Source organism: Microcoleus sp. LEGE 07076, from assembly GCF_015207455.1.
Taxonomy (GTDB): domain Bacteria; phylum Cyanobacteriota; class Cyanobacteriia; order Cyanobacteriales; family Microcoleaceae; genus Microcoleus.
Window position 1 is genome coordinate 14989 of record NZ_JADEWV010000036.1, and the last position, 15081, is coordinate 30069.

Annotated in this window: 16 protein-coding genes and 1 tRNA gene; 13 read left to right on the top strand and 4 right to left on the bottom strand. The window is 44.9% G+C overall.

Features of this window, described 5'->3' with window-relative positions; genetic code table 11:
• Positions 1-495 precede the first annotated feature (495 nt).
• The 7 genes from IQ270_RS08635 (at position 496) to IQ270_RS08665 (ending at position 7571) form a co-directional block, all read left to right on the top strand.
• Positions 496-1491, top strand: coding sequence for a LysR family transcriptional regulator (locus tag IQ270_RS08635; protein ID WP_193972813.1), 996 nt, complete (start codon positions 496-498; stop codon positions 1489-1491).
• A gap of 216 nt (positions 1492-1707) precedes the next feature.
• Positions 1708-2772 (top strand): anthranilate phosphoribosyltransferase family protein, encoded by a 1065-nt coding sequence (locus IQ270_RS08640; RefSeq protein WP_193972814.1) that lies wholly within the window; start codon positions 1708-1710, stop codon positions 2770-2772.
• Positions 2773-2934: 162 nt separating this feature from the next.
• On the top strand, positions 2935-3540 hold the full coding sequence (locus IQ270_RS08645; protein WP_193972815.1) for a molybdenum cofactor guanylyltransferase: 606 nt from the start codon (positions 2935-2937) through the stop codon (positions 3538-3540).
• A gap of 107 nt (positions 3541-3647) precedes the next feature.
• Positions 3648-4823, top strand: coding sequence for an aminotransferase class V-fold PLP-dependent enzyme (locus IQ270_RS08650; RefSeq protein WP_193972816.1), 1176 nt, complete (start codon positions 3648-3650; stop codon positions 4821-4823).
• A 322-nt stretch (positions 4824-5145) separates the two neighbouring features.
• On the top strand, positions 5146-5394 hold the full coding sequence (locus tag IQ270_RS08655) for a hypothetical protein (protein WP_228056184.1): 249 nt from the start codon (positions 5146-5148) through the stop codon (positions 5392-5394).
• A gap of 113 nt (positions 5395-5507) precedes the next feature.
• On the top strand, positions 5508-6857 hold the full coding sequence (locus IQ270_RS08660; RefSeq protein ID WP_193972817.1) for an LCP family protein: 1350 nt from the start codon (positions 5508-5510) through the stop codon (positions 6855-6857).
• A gap of 204 nt (positions 6858-7061) precedes the next feature.
• Entirely contained in the window at positions 7062-7571 is a 510-nt protein-coding gene (locus IQ270_RS08665) for a pentapeptide repeat-containing protein (RefSeq protein ID WP_193972818.1), read from the top strand.
• 128 nt (positions 7572-7699) lie between these two features.
• Here the strand turns inward: IQ270_RS08665 and IQ270_RS08670 are convergent, their stop codons facing one another.
• Positions 7700-8953 carry an S-layer homology domain-containing protein gene (locus IQ270_RS08670; protein ID WP_193972819.1) on the bottom strand — a complete coding sequence of 418 codons (1254 nt, stop codon included), beginning with the start codon at positions 8951-8953 and terminating at the stop codon, positions 7700-7702.
• Between the two features lie 345 nt (positions 8954-9298).
• Here IQ270_RS08670 and IQ270_RS08675 point away from each other — a divergent pair, with 345 nt between their 5' ends.
• The gene (locus tag IQ270_RS08675) at positions 9299-10774 is read left to right on the top strand and encodes an amidase (protein WP_193972820.1); all 1476 of its coding nucleotides are present in this window, start codon (positions 9299-9301) and stop codon (positions 10772-10774) included.
• 145 nt (positions 10775-10919) lie between these two features.
• Here the strand turns inward: IQ270_RS08675 and IQ270_RS08680 are convergent, their stop codons facing one another.
• A complete protein-coding gene (locus IQ270_RS08680) occupies positions 10920-11612 on the bottom strand; it encodes a GDSL-type esterase/lipase family protein (protein ID WP_193972821.1) in 693 nt (230 codons plus the stop codon).
• 80 nt (positions 11613-11692) lie between these two features.
• On the opposite strand from IQ270_RS08680, the gene IQ270_RS08685 reads away from it, so the two are divergent.
• From IQ270_RS08685 to IQ270_RS08700, 4 genes are all read left to right on the top strand, one after another.
• The gene (locus IQ270_RS08685) at positions 11693-11923 is read left to right on the top strand and encodes a DNA-directed RNA polymerase subunit omega (RefSeq protein WP_193972822.1); all 231 of its coding nucleotides are present in this window, start codon (positions 11693-11695) and stop codon (positions 11921-11923) included.
• 275 nt (positions 11924-12198) lie between these two features.
• Positions 12199-12846 carry a hypothetical protein gene (locus IQ270_RS08690; RefSeq protein ID WP_193972823.1) on the top strand — a complete coding sequence of 216 codons (648 nt, stop codon included), beginning with the start codon at positions 12199-12201 and terminating at the stop codon, positions 12844-12846.
• A gap of 145 nt (positions 12847-12991) precedes the next feature.
• Complete coding sequence (locus IQ270_RS08695; RefSeq protein ID WP_193972824.1) at positions 12992-13357, top strand: DUF1818 family protein; 366 nt, start codon at positions 12992-12994, stop codon at positions 13355-13357.
• 37 nt (positions 13358-13394) lie between these two features.
• A tRNA-Pro gene (locus tag IQ270_RS08700) sits at positions 13395-13468 on the top strand.
• 216 nt (positions 13469-13684) lie between these two features.
• Here the strand turns inward: IQ270_RS08700 and IQ270_RS08705 are convergent.
• A complete protein-coding gene (locus IQ270_RS08705) occupies positions 13685-14323 on the bottom strand; it encodes a hypothetical protein (RefSeq protein WP_228056185.1) in 639 nt (212 codons plus the stop codon).
• A gap of 24 nt (positions 14324-14347) precedes the next feature.
• On the opposite strand from IQ270_RS08705, the gene IQ270_RS08710 reads away from it, so the two are divergent.
• On the top strand, positions 14348-14518 hold the full coding sequence (locus tag IQ270_RS08710; protein WP_193972825.1) for a hypothetical protein: 171 nt from the start codon (positions 14348-14350) through the stop codon (positions 14516-14518).
• Positions 14519-14524: 6 nt separating this feature from the next.
• Here the strand turns inward: IQ270_RS08710 and IQ270_RS08715 are convergent, their stop codons facing one another.
• The gene (locus tag IQ270_RS08715) at positions 14525-15070 is read right to left on the bottom strand and encodes a hypothetical protein (RefSeq protein ID WP_193972826.1); all 546 of its coding nucleotides are present in this window, start codon (positions 15068-15070) and stop codon (positions 14525-14527) included.
• Positions 15071-15081 lie beyond the last annotated feature (11 nt).

Here is a 15081-nt window from a genome sequence, read left to right on the forward strand (position 1 = left end):
AAATTTCAGCCTGGTTCAAAGTCGATCGCTCTTTTTTTCCGGGCGGAAATATTCGGACACTTATGGACGGATTTAGGGAACTCCAGGTACTGTAGTGTCCCTAAAACAGGAAATTGAATGCTATTTCTAGAGGCTCAAAGTTATTATATAAAATCCCGCGTTTTAACGCAATCTATCAAGGGATTAGAACTGCTAAGTTGATTAAAATAATTGAGTTGCAAGCTGGCAAACTTATTTAAATATACCCTGACTTAATCGGTTATTTGATAATTTTGCCCGCTCAAAAATCTATTTAACATTAGAGAAGCGACATTTACTGTACATGGATAAATCCTGTTCCCGCAAGTTGATTCGTAGAACCAAGCATCTCCGCATCTGGCTGCATCAAAACTAATCTGTAGTGTATCAAAATCTACTAAATACTTCAACTAAATCGGTTAATGTGAGTGACGATCTTCGAGAAAAATGTCTGAAACCATCTAGAATGAAACATCCATGCGCTTAGAGCAGCTTCAAGCATTTCTTTCAGTTGCTGAAACCGGGAGCTTTCAGCAAGCAGCCCGGAAGTGCGGCGTTACTCAATCGACTATTAGCCGCCAAGTGCAGGGACTCGAAGCGGAAGTCGGTTTATCGCTGTTTCACCGCGCGGGAAGCGCGAAACTGACTGTGGGGGGGGAACGCCTATTACCTCACGCTCGGAAAATCTGTCAGAATTGGCAAAATGCTGCTGAAGAATTGGGAGACTTGTTGGCGGGAAAGCAGCCGGAACTGTGCGTGGCTGCGATTCACTCGGTTTGCGCTGCTTATTTGCCGCCTGTGCTGCAAAGGTTTTGTCGCGACTATCCAGAGGTGCAGTTGCGGGTGACTTCCCTCGGGAGCGATCGAGCTTTGAAAGTTCTCAAAGACGGTTTGGTGGACATAGCGGTGGTGATGAACAACCGCTATTTTACTCAAGCCCCGGAAATGTTGGTTGAGGTACTCTACAATGAGCCGATCGAGGTGTTGATGGCCGCAAATCATCCCTTGGCCGAGTACGATCGAGTACCTTGGTCGGAATTGATTTGTTACCCGCAAGTGGTGTTTAAGGACGGGTACGGAATGCAGCGGATGGTGCAAGAACAATTTGGACGCATGGGTGCTAAACTTCATGCTGTTTTGGAACTCAACACTCTTGATGCTTTTCGGGGTGTGGTGAGACAGGGAGAATTGATTGCTTTGCTACCGCATTCAGCTTTGCTTGAGGCGGAGGGCGATCGCACTTTAGCAATTCGGCCGATCGCCAAACAAAACGCAAATTCCAAAGTTTCGGCGATCCTCTTCGAGGGCTTCGCTAACGGTCAATCGGCGATCGATCCGATTTGGACTCGCGAAGTAGTGTTGGTGACAACTCACGATCGAATGCAAATTCCGCCGATCGCCCATTTCTGGAATCTGGTACGCGAACTTGTGCCACCATTAGATGTCATCAAGCTCGGAAAATTAGGGAATTAATACGATTTGATATTGTAAATTTTAGGCTTTATACTAGGTATATATGACAACATAAATATGGATAAATATCTACATCCTCCGGCTTTTTCAAAGAGCGTAGAATTCGAGAATATTGAATTGACACTTGTAAAGTACAAATAAAAAACCGCTCAAATGTCACCAACAACCACTAACCAATAACCACTAACCACTAACCAACTACCAAATACAAGAATTATGAGTGACGAATTTAGAGAATTGCTGCGAAAAATTGGCAGCGGAGTACACACAGGAGAAAACTTAACTCGCAAGCAAGCAGCAGCAGCCACGCGGATGATGCTGCTGCAAGAAGCCACACCAGCTCAAATCGGAGCTTTTATGATTTCCCACCGCATTAAACGGCCCACCGGCGAAGAATTAGCCGGAATGCTAGATGCCTATGAAGAATTAGGGCCCATGCTTGCTCCCCCAAACCGAGAAAAAGGGTTTGCAGTTTCTAGCGTCGCCGTGTTTGGCGTTGCTTACGACGGGCGATCGCGCACCGCTCCAATTAGCCCCATAACCGCTCTAATTTTAGCCGCCTCTGGCGTGCCAAGCGTCATGCACGGGGGCGATGTCATGCCAACCAAAGAAGGCATTCCCCTGATAGAAATTTGGCGCGGTTTGGCAGTAGACTGGACAAAACTTAGTTTACAAAAAGTCCAGCAAGTTTTTGACAGTACCGGTTTGGGTTTTGTTTACCTTCCCAAGCATTTTCCTCAAGCCGCCGCTTTAGTCCCCTACCGCCGCGAAATCGGCAAACGGCCACCTTTTTCGACAATGGAATTGATGTGGTGTCCCTGTGCCGGCGACGTTAACGTCATCTCTGGCTACGTCCACCCGCCTACAGAAGGTATGTTTCAAACAGCCTTTGAATTGCGGGGAGTCAAAAATTATACCACAGTCAAAGGATTGGAGGGAAGCTGCGACTTGCCGCGCGATCGTACTTCGATTATCGGCATTGCTAAGCCGGACACTGAGTTTGAGCGAGTGCTTTTAGCCCACGGAGATTACGGTTTTAGCAGCACAAATCCTGCCTTTGAATCAGCCTCTGAGTTACTCAAACAAATGCAGGAAGTTTTGCTAGGAAAACCCTCAGAATTGATGCAATCTGCTATTTGGAACGGCGGTTTTTATCTGTGGCGCAGCGGGGTTTGTTTGGATATGAACTCGGGTTTGATTGAGGCAGAAACTTTATTGAGCAGCGGTCAAGTCGTACAAAAACTTGAGGAAATTAGCAAAGCCGTTAGTGTCTTGAGTTGAGAATAACTAACAACCAACAACTAACAACCAACAACTGAGGGCGGGTACGGGGACACCGCCCCTACCAACTAATAACCAATAACCAATAACTAATAACCAATAACCAATAACCAATAACCAATAACTAATAACCAATAACTAATAACCAATAACCAATAACTAATGACTAACCATCAAATTGCTGTAATTGTCCTCGCAGGCGGTCAAAGTTCGCGGATGGGCAGGGATAAAGCTCTGTTGGAAATTGAGGGTAAAAGCCTATTGCAGCGAGCGTTGGAGGTTGCAGCATCTGTAACAACACAAGTGTATGTTCTGACTGCTTGGCCCGATCGCTATCGATCGACCTTAACCGAACAATCCCAATTTCTGCTAGAGTACAATCCAGGCTCCGGGCCCTTAATTGCATTAACTCAGGGATTGACAGAAATTCCCGCCGACTGGATTTTGCTATTAGCTTGCGATTTACCTTTGTTGAATACCCAGATTCTTCAGAATTGGGCGACTCAGCTAACAGCCGTCCCCCCATCAACCTTAGCCGTTGTCCCTTATCAAAATTCCCGCTGGGAGCCTTTGTGCGGCTTCTACCACCAACAATCTCTGCCCAGTTTGCAAAGTTTTATTGACCGAGGGGGACGTTCCTTTCAAGTATGGTTAAATCAAATTCAAGCAATCCGTCTACCTATAGGAGAACCAGAAGCAATAATGTTATCGAATTGCAACACATTAGAAGAATTTGAGCAATTAAAAGGTAAAATGAGTAACGGTTGACAGTTGGCTGTTGACTGTTGACTAATAACTAACAACTAACAACTGCCAACTGCCAACTGCTTTCCTGTCAACTAACAACTGCTTTCCTGTCAACTGACTAATAACAAATGAACTTAGAACACTGGTTACTCGATCGCAATATAACATTCCTCAATCACGGCTCCTTTGGTGCCTGTCCAATTCCGGTGCTGGAAGCGCAAACCAGTTTCCGAGAACAACTCGAAAGAGAACCTTTGCGCTTTTTAATGCGGGAATTTGAACCGCTGTTAGATCATGCCAGAAATCAGTTAGCCGCATTTATCGGTGCCGGAGAAGAAGAATTGGCATTTGTGCCGAATGCGACAACAGGAATAAATGCAGTTTTGCGATCGCTCTTTTTTGCTCCGGGCGACGAATTGCTAACCACAAATCAGGAATACAACGCCTGCCGCAACACACTCGATTTTATAGCAGAGCGCACAGGTGCTAAAGTAATAGTAGCAGAAATCCCATTTACGATTGATTCGCCCGAACAAATTATTGAAGCAATAATTAAGTGCGTCTCACCCCAAACAAAATTAGCATTATTAGACCACATTGTCAGTCAAACTGGGTTAATATTTCCCATCAAACAGTTAGTCGGCGAGTTAGAAAACCGCGGCGTGGATGTATTGGTAGACGGAGCTCACGCGCCCGGAATGGTAGCTCTAAATTTACAAGAAATTGGCGCGGCTTACTATACAGGAAATTGCCACAAATGGCTGTGCGCGCCTAAAGGTGCTGCCTTTTTGTACGTGCGGCCAGACAAACAAAATGCCATTCGACCCACTACTATCAGTCACGGTGCTAACTCGCCCCGCACTGATAAATCGCGCTTTCAATTAGAATTTGACTGGATGGGAACACTCGATCCCAGTCCTTATTTGTGCGTGCCTGTAGCTATTGATTTTATGGGTTCTTTGTTGAGTGGCGGCTGGCCGGAATTAATGGCAAAAAATCATACTTTAGCCTTAGCGGGAAGACAGATATTGGCGGAAAAATTAGATTTGCCACTGCCTTGTCCCGATGAAATGGTAGGTTCAATGGCAGTTGTGTCGCTGGCTGATGAAAAATCTGATGCGGTTGCAAAAGGAGGAATTGCACCTTTGCAAGATGCGCTGTGGCAGATTTTTCAAATAGAAGTGCCGGTGATTCCTTGGCCGGATGCTAGCAAGCGGTTGGTGAGGATTTCGGCTCAGTTTTACAATACTTTGCCACAATATGAATATTTGGCTAAGGCCCTGCTGGAGTTGACTACGATTTGAGCGGGATATTCCACCAAAAAACTTAGCACCTCACTACAAATAGACCTCTTGCAAAAGTCCTTTTAATCAAATTTTGGGACGATGCTCGCGTGCCATCCCACAAGAAAAAAAGATTTTGTAGGATGGCACGCGAGCATCGTCCTAACTATTTTTGCAATTACGTCTAATAGTTCTAGGTTTTTAGTGAGCAATTTGGTTGTCTCCCCCAAAATGATTGAGGACTTGCATTCCGAACGATCGAACCAGTTTGTAGAATATAATATATCAAGACTTGGATTTCCCCAGCCCAAAACAACAGACGAAACGAAAAAAGGATAATTCAATGTCTAATGCCATGATAGTAATTTATCCCGATCGCGAACAGTACACCTGGGTTTTTGACGACGAGCGAGTCGGACTTGTCCGAGAACCGTTTGTTCAGGGCGTACCCCAGATGATTGAAGCACTCGTCGCAGAGATTCCCAATGCCGATCGAGGTTTCCGACTTTTATTCTGGGCAAATCCATTTCCCGGATATCAAGCAGAAATGGTGTGGTTTAAAACAGAATACGGCGGTAACTGGTATCGGTAGGAAACGAAAAATCTTGAAGGCTGGCTTTGTCCGGCTTTGTTCAAATACTTTCTAGAAGCACCGCCCAAGCTTTACTGCAAAGCAGAAAAACTGCAATAATCAACAGCAAGTCAATGAAAAACTTGTCAATATTTAAACGAAACTTTGGTGAACCAGTCGATCGCAAAACTAGAAAAAAGCCAAAAATAGTCCTGTATATACTTTGGCTATTTTTCCTAATTTTCACAGCCGCCATCTCCGCAGGAATCGGAGCAATTACCGCCCTCTTCGCCCCCGTGGAACCGGAACTTATTAGTAGAGTCCTAGATGCTGCGGGCTTTAACGACAGTTCGTCCAGTTCCTCTGGATACCGCCTGTCGCGACCTGTTAATATCTTGATTATGGGAATTGACCGCGTACCACAAACTGCTGCAAATTCCCCTAAAATTTTTGAAGGTCGCAGCGACACTATACTCGTATTTCACCTCGATCCTAGAGATAAATCTATTAGTTTGGTTTCAGTTCCGCGAGATACTAAAGTCCAAATTCCCGGAATTCGTTTCAGCAAAATTAACGAAGCTAATGCTAGAGGAGGTTCGGCTTTGGCGGTGCGATTGGTTAGCAGTATCTTGAACAATGTGACAATTGAAAGATACGTGCGAATCAGCAGCGGTGCGTTTCGGGAATTAGTCGATTTGTTAGGAGGAGTTGAGGTATTTGTACCTCGCCCGATGTCTTATACAGATAGCGCCCAAAAGTTAAAAATAAACTTAGCACAGGGATGGCAAACTCTAGACGGAGAACAAGCAGAACAATTTGCTCGATTTCGTAATGACGGCTTAGGAGATATCGGCCGCATTCAGCGACAACAATCTTTAATTCAAGCTATTCGCAAGCGCTTCACAAGTCCATCTGTATTGGTGCGCTTGTCGCAAATTGTGCGATTGATGCAAAAATATGTTGATACAAACCTAAATTTTGAGGAAATATTGACGCTGACAAATTTTGGTTTGCAATTGGATCGAGATAATTTTAAAATGGTGATGTTACCTGGACGTTCTAGCTCAAAACAAGGGGATTTGAGGAGTTATTGGATTTTAGATGTTGCTGGGCGCGATCGGATTATGACACAATATTTCCAGCAAGGAGTGCCGGATTTGGCGATCGGGCAATTTCCCAATTCCAGCGAGTCAGTTTCGCCCGCAAACCTCAAAATCTCCGTCCAAAACGCTTCTAGCAAACCGAAAACTGCCAAAACCGTTGCTGAATTTCTCAGAAAAAATGGCTTTTCTAATGTATCTCTAGTCAAAGATTGGCCCGACAAGCAGCGTCAAAGTCAAATTATTGTTCAGCGAGGCGATTTAGCAGCAGCAAATCTCCTGCAAAAAGCACTAGGCGATGGTAAAATTGAAGCATCTTCTACTGGTGAAATCGATTCTGACTTGACCATTCGCGTTGGCGAAGATTGGGTAAAGCGGTTTTAATTAGTCAGTTGGTAGTTGGTAGTTGACAGGAAAGCAGTTGACAGGAAAGCAGTTGGCAGTTGTTAGGAAAGCAGTTGTTAATTGTTAGTTATTAGTTGATGGTTAACAGTCAACAGTCAACAGTCAACAGTCAACAGCTAACAGTCAACAGTCAACAGCTAACAGTCAACAGTCAACAGTCAACAATTCCCCCTTCCCATCATCATGAAAAGAGTATTCCGAATTTTCCTAAGCCTGATTTTAAGTTTGGTGTTGGCTTTTGGATGGGTGCTGCTGAGTGCTACTCCTGCATTTGCGTTGCCGAAACTTAATATTAATTACACAAATATTAATTTGTCCGATCGCGATTTCTCCAATTCTGACTTAGCGGGCGGAACATTTGTCGCGGCCGAAATGCGGGGAACCAACTTTCAAGGCGCTGATTTGACTAATGCGATTTTGACTAAAGGAGTTTTGTTGAATGCCAACTTGTCAGGTGCTAACCTCTCCGGTGCTTTGGTAGATAGAGTTACATTCGACGGCGCTAATTTGACTAATGCTAATTTCACCGAAGCAATTATGACACGAACTCGGTTTTTTGATGCTGCCATTTCCGGCGCTGATTTTAGTGACGCGATTATAGATGCTTATCAAGTAACAATCATGTGCGAAAAAGCAGATGGTGTCAATCCCGTGACGGGAGTTTCTACGCGAGAAAGTTTGGGATGTCCGTAGAAAGTTAAGATTGCAGGAATTATGCGTTGGGGCGAGAAACCGGGTTTCTACGAGTTTGTTGGTTGAGTGACACAAAATGTACAAAGAAACCCGGTTTCTAAATACCTCGTCGGGACTAACTTTTGCTTCTATCGAGCGCTACAAATGCCTGTGTTCGCAGCAGCAAATACCAAGTCCGAATTCAACAGCAAATCTAAATCAGTGTCGGGATTAACAGCATACAAATCAACTTTATCTCGACCCAAAAATACGCCGACTAAAGTCCCAATTCCCGCACCGCCGAGCACCTCTTCAGTGGCGATCGCCCGATCGCCCGTAACACCTGCAATCGCTGCCGCCGCTGCTGCACCCAAGGCCGTATTCTTAATCAGATTCCCCACATTCACGCCCTTAGTTACAGTTTCTTTCCGAGTAATCACTGACGAAGTAGCATTCAGAGGCACTCTGCTACCGTTGATGATACTTAATTCTTGAGCCACAAACTGAACGCCCGCAGCAGTCGATCGCAATTCGCCACTAATTTTCGAGCCTTCGGGTATCAGCACTTTGCCATTATTCCCCGCGATATCCGCAGCCACCGTCAGCGTAATCGGAGACTTGTCATTGGGGGCGAGCAAAATCTTGCCTTTTGCGTACTCGATGGGAATAGTCACCCCACTCGGAATTTTCACAGCAACACTCTGGCCAACATCAATCTTAGCAATGTAAGGAGAATTAATTGCTCTTGCTTGATTGCTGCTCACTAATGTTTGATAGATAAAAGCCGCTACTTCAGCCCGCGTTGCTGACTGATTTGGTTTGAGAAATTTAGGATTGGGATAGCTGACAACTAACTGTTTTTCAGTAGCAGCAGCAACGCTTTTGACAGCATAACTTTGAATCTGACCCGCATCATTGTAGTAGCTGAGAACATCTTGAAAATTGCAAGTAGGCTCATAGCCAAGTCCGTTATTTAAAGCGACTACAACTTGAACGCGAGGAATCTGCTGCATCGGCCTGAAAACATTGCCGGGATAGCCAGACATCCATGCCATTTCGTAAGCTTCGGCGATCGCCCCGCTGGCCCAAAAATTGGATGGAACATCGGCAAATCTTACAGCATCGCGGGTTTTTGCCTTCTTCACAGAACGGATCATTGCCGCGAATTCAGCCCGCGTTACCAGTGCATCCGGGCGGAAACTGCCATCGGGAAATCCCTTGATAATCCCTCTTTCTGACAAATCTTGAATAAAGTCTTTGGCCCAGTAATTGTTATTAACATCCGAAAAAGCTGTCTGAGCAAAAGCAGGCGCGGGAGCTAGCATCGGCGCTGCGGTGCCGGCAACTGTTCCCAAGGTTAATAAAACAGATGTGCCGATTTTAATGCGGTGAAATACAGACATTTTTGATTCTCCAATTTACACAATCTTTTTATTGAGGAGAAGTAAGCTTTTGATAGGGTGATTGATTCTGACCTAACTTGCTCTTTCCCTCGGCTATGTCATCATTATTGAATGCTTTTATTTTTTGTGCGGGGAAGATACGGTCTTTAAAAATAAATATCTTGAAACTCATTTCTGATTTTAAAAATCCTTAAAGTCCTTAAAATCCTGATGTTGCTTATCTGCCTGATCTACCTTGTGTCTGCAATTAACAGGATTTACGGATCGAGCCGTGTGATATTAGTTAACTATATTAACTAAAAGTGAGTATAATAAACTCGATCGAGAACTACCTGTTTGTTGCTTATGAGTAGCCTGACATTTGCCTCTGCCCATCAGCTAGCGTGCATGATTCGCGATCGCCAAGTCTCTGCTGTCGAAGTTCTCGACGCTTATCTGACTCAAATCGCCAAACACAACTCGAAATTAAATGCCATTTGTACGCTGGATGAAGACAATGCCCGTACTAGAGCAAGACTTGCGGATGAAGCCCTAGCCAGAGGAGAAAACTGGGGCGCTTTACATGGAGTTCCGATCACGATTAAAGACATTTTTGAAACAGCCCGACTCCGCACCACAGCAGGCTATATTCCCCTAAAAGATTATGTGCCTCAACAGGATGCAACTGCTGTCGCGAGATTGCGGGCTGCAGGTGCTGTGATCGTGGGAAAAACAAACATGGCAGAATTGGCTGGCGATTATCAAAGCACAAATTCTCTGTTTCCACGGGTGAATAATCCTTGGCATCTTGACTATACTCCTGGTGGCAGTTCTGGGGGCAGTGCTGCTGCTGTTGCCGCCGGACTTTCACCGTTGGATTTGGGCAACGATTTTGGGGGATCGGTGCGTCAACCGGCTCACTTCTGTGGCGTATATGGTTTAAAGCCGACGGATCGCCGCATTTCAACAGCAGGGCAGATTCCTGAAGTACCTGGAATGCCAGTTTGTATTCGGCAAATGATGACAGTGGGGTGTTTGGCGCGATCGCTCGAAGATATCCGGCTCTGTTTTGCGTTAATTGCAGGCGCTGATATTCGTCGTCCAGATGTGCCGCCGATTCCGCTCGATCGACCTTCTGGTAAGCCTTTACAGAATCTCAAAATCGCTTGGAGCGATCAATGGGCGGATGTTCCCGTGGCGGCTGAAATTCGAGGCGCTATGCAGTTAATCGCGCAAAAACTCTCTGGCGCAGGTGTCCGAGTCGAACCCTGGCTTCCCAAAGACTTTGATCTTGCCAAAATATTCAATCTCTACGGGCGGCTTGCAGCATACCTTAATATCTACGCTCAACCAGTTGATCAATATAATATCCGTCGTAGTTTAGAGTTACTCTTCCGTACCGCTACCCAAGGCGACAAGGAGCTGCGAAAATTGGGTAACTTCAGCAACTTTCTACCTGAGTTTTTGAATCCTAGTTTGAAAGGATATTTCGAGGCACTCACAGAGCGCGATCGCTTTATAGCCCAGATGGATGAAGCATTAGAACCTTGGGATGTCTGGCTAACTCCTGTTGCAGCAACTCCTGCCTTTACCCATTGTCCTCCTTGGAGTGCCGTTGATGTTGATGGCAAATCCTATCCTTATGCAGTGGCAAATGGTATGTATACAATACCTTTTAATCTGAGCGGACATCCTGCGGTAGTAATTCCCATTGGACAAACGGAGAATGTACCAATTGGAATGCAAATTGTTGGTAAGCGCTGGTGTGAAATGGAGTTGTTGGCGATCGCAAGTGCGATCGACAAAGTGGTTGGTAATTTTCAACATCCACCTGGTTACTGAATTGTGGTAGGGTGCGTCAGGTTTGAGATTTTCAATTTGCACCGAAAGTATGACTCTGATGCACCGTTTGTTGCGTGGTGCGTCAGTTGTGAGATTTTTGGTTTGTAGCGCAAATAATTCTAGCTGACGCACCCTACTTGATTGTTTAATGACTGATAGCGGCTAGCGGTTCCCAACTCGTCGCATCTTCAAATAAAGATTGATAGCCCGCTGCATTGGGATGGAGACCGTCCGCAGTCAGACAAGAACGCCACCAATCACTCCCGCGATCGAGCCATTTGTCAAAAATATCTAAATAGGGAATTCCCCGCAACTCACAAGCTAATTTCGTTGCTTCCTTATACCGATATTGATCCGCATGACTGTAGTACAAACAATCTTGAAAAGGCATTTTACTTTCATCCACCGGTACCATCCCGACAAATATCACCGGGCAAAGTTGTTGGGACAAATTTAACAAGTTATCCAAAACAGTTTTAAAATGTTCAAAATCAGTGTAGCTGCGCCCGGTAAACGACTGCACTCTCGCCGAATCGTTGAGACCGACGGAAAGTATCATAGCATCCGGGACGCGGTTTCTGAGCTCGCCCCGGTGGCGAAACTCGTTTTCGAGCCGCTGGGCGACTTGATAGGTACGATCGCCCCTAACGCCCAAATTGTATAAAACGTGTCCTGCACTCTCCGGTAACATCCACTCGCGCCGCAATCTTTCCACCCAGCCACCACCTACACCGTCGCCAAAACCGTAGATTAAACTGTCGCCGAAAGCAACCAATTTGAGGGGATGAGAATTTACCCGATGCAAGTTACCAAACGAATAGGCTGTTGCTGCCTGCATAAGCAATGATACTCAGTTAGTAATTTATGAATTTTGACATACTAGACTAGAATGTAACATTAGATAAAGTAGGTAATCTCATGATTAAGCGTCCAACCTTCGATTCAACTCAGCTAACCCGTCGGGCGGAAGAGTTGATCGCTGCTGCATCCAACCGCTATCGGATTACGGTGCAGGTGGCGAACCGCGCCAAACGCCGCCGCTATGAAGATTTTGATAATGACGAGACTCAAATGATGAAACCTGTAATGCGGGCGATATTTGAGATGTCGGATGAAATGACTCAGCCGGAAATTATCGGAGATATCTAGAATTGGCAATTTTTGAGTTTTGAGTGATGAATTGCCAGCAATTTTGGTCAACTCAAAACTCAAAATCTATCTCAATTTTGATGGGCGCGGTGGGAAAAATTAGGTTGGTTTTATATACGCAAGCTAGGGGTAATGCCGCACTCCTGAAAAATGCTTTTTACACTCGTCTGGAGGCTGCAAATCTGGTTGATTTCCCTAAGTCATAAAGTTATAAACTAGAACTATGCTGGCGGGTAAAATTATGCAATTATTCTCTATTTGAAATTGTCAAAAAAGTGAAAAAACAATTAAAGCTGGGCTTGAGTTTTCTGTTCGTTACTTTGATTGTGGCGATTTTCACGCTTTTGAGTTGGGTATTGGAATCGGGCGAACTGAGTATCTCGGCTTTGGAACCTTTACTGCTGAGGAGTTCTGAGTATGCGTCTGCGGTGCGGGTTGCTCAACAATCTGCGCCGTTGCAGGTGAGGGCGCAAGATGCGTGGAAATTTGTGTATGAAAAATTGCCGGATTTGCCGATCGAGAATAACTACATTTCTAAGGAAACTGGAAAAGTAGATCCCAACAATACTTTAGTCGGCCGCTTGATTCGATATCACGTGTTTGTCAAAGGAAGGCCGCCGAATTACCGCTTTGATTGGAAGTTGAGTTTAGCTGACTATCTGGGGGCGACTCCCGATTATTTGGTGGAAAGCGTGTATCCGGGAAACGACGTTTTGCGATCGAATCCGATGGAAGGCGATCGCGCTGCTATTCAAGGTTTAAATAAAGTACAGCGGGATGCTTTGGTTCAAGCTTTGGTTGATGTTTTTAGTGGGAATTCAGGACAAAAGCCCGTACCCGCGGCAGGGGAAACAAAAGATCGATCGACTTCTCCGGAAATACCGCAGCCGCAGCCGGGAGATGCGAAATTGCTGATACCCTAATACTCAGGGATGCAGAAACCGGGTTTTTTACGGAAATACTGCTGTTGAGCCTTTAACAATGGTAAAAAAGTCGGTTTCTTTCGTAATTTATGGGTAAGTCTTACTAATCAAAAATCCAAAATCTAAAATCTAAAATCCTTCAATTGTGGAACGTGTAATTAAGACTGGTAGCGGCTGGCGTTTGGGATGGAACCCGGAGGCGGAGGAGTTTCAGGGTTTGGTAGCTGGCGACGGTTGGGCGATCGAACTCACGGAGGCTGAGTTAAACGATTTTTGCCGATTGTTAGGGCAATTAACCGATACAATGACTCAAATGGCCTCTGAGTTAATGGACGAGGAAAAAATCGCCATTGAAGCCGAAAGCGACTTGCTGTGGGTGCAGGTAGAAGGCTATCCCCAAGCTTACAGCTTGCAGTTAATCTTGAATGCTGGCCGGAGGTGCGAGGGTTTTTGGCCGGCGGCTGCGGTTCCGAGTTTGGTGCAGGCTGCAAAAGTTTTAAAAGTTTTTTGACTTTTTCTGAGATTTCATGCTATGCTGTTAAAGCTGTCGGGGCGTAGCGCAGCTTGGTAGCGCACTACTTTGGGGTAGTAGGGGTCGTGGGTTCAAATCCCGCCGCTCCGATCGTGATAAAACCTTCTCTTTGAGGAGGTTTTGTTGTTTTTATGGGTTTTTGTGTTTTTTTGCCTATTTTTTAGTAGAAATGCGCTCGCGCGATCGAATTTTTGTATAAATCTGCGATCGATCGCAGATGTCAAACAAATAATTTCAAGATAATTTTGTGAATGCAATTCAAGTCTAAAAAACAAGCTGAATCAAGGCGAAGCACAGAAGCTAATTTTAGACCCAACCAGGAAATTTTTCGCTCAAACTTTGAGCAAAATAATACTGACACCAAAATTCTGCTATGTCTAACAACATCGGTACAGACTCAGGAGTTATACCTGTCCCATACTGCGGGGCATAAGATTCTATATATTCTCTAGCTAGTTTATAAACCCAATAGGGAAAATCTATGTCTGAGAAACAACGCAGTGCATAGTCTAATTTTAATAAATCTCCGCTGCGGACAAAATGTACTGTTGTCCAGTGAACATTCCGGCGGTCATCTCCTTGTAAACTATCAATTATTCGCAATAAATTATAGATAGATTGCTTGCCTTCATTACTAGGATTTTCTAAGTAAACTTCCATCAGCGCGATCGCCTCATCAACTACCTGTTTGTGCTGTTCCCACTCTGGCTCGGCGTAATGTTCGGGACAAGTAGCCTGATTCATCTGGTGTTGTAGTCTTCGAGCCATGTATAGCGCAAACTTTTCGGCGGCAGTTCGATCGTCGGCGCACAAACTTTTGATACTTGTCAGCCTGGTTATGGATATAGCAAATACAGTTGTTTCAGCTTCCTTGGCTGTTTTAACCCATTTTTTAATTTTATTGGCAATATTAGCTTCTGGACTTTTGGCTTTGATGTCAATCAATATAATACACAAGTTTTCTCGTCTGTGTCTTGGTGTATTGTACACAAAGTTATCCCAGAGATGCCGATCGCCCTAAAGCTTGTTTTTCGGGAATTTGGCTGTGAAAAGGCGATCGAAGTAGTAGTCGCGCGATCGAATCTGGCTGCTTCGAGCGACAAAACCCGGCTATTTAAGCGGGTTTTGTCCTTTTCCTAAATCTTTTCACTCGCGAGCAATAATCAAACAATCACTGTCAACTTTCGCCAGAAAATCTGGAAATGCTGATGTGGGCTTCCCATTCTTGTCTACAACTCTGCGGAGTGTATAGCCTGGTTCAGGAGCTCTGCCGAAAAACGAGTTTGTGCGATTCCAGATATCTCCATTCGGAATGTTCGGATCTCGATCGATCAAAAAATCCATAATCCACGGCGGTACAGACAATCCAAACGCGATCGGCGTGATGTGCCCGTGCTGCAAAGTTGCATCCGAGAATTGGAACAAGTAGGTGAAGCGAGAAAATTTGACGGCATAAAGTAACATCCGTCCCGCCATTGATGAATGAAATGTCCAGACAACTGGTTCATAAATCCGCAGCAATAATGTTAGTTTTTCAGGATTCCATTCTGAATTGTACATCGTCAGACAATAGTCTGGCAAAATATTCCCGTCCATAAAGAAGATACCTTGCAGGGCTTCGGGGAATTCGGGTGGATGTTCTGCTTTCATCCAAGTTGCGATGTCTTTTAGTTTCTTTGTTTCGATTAACATGATATTATTTA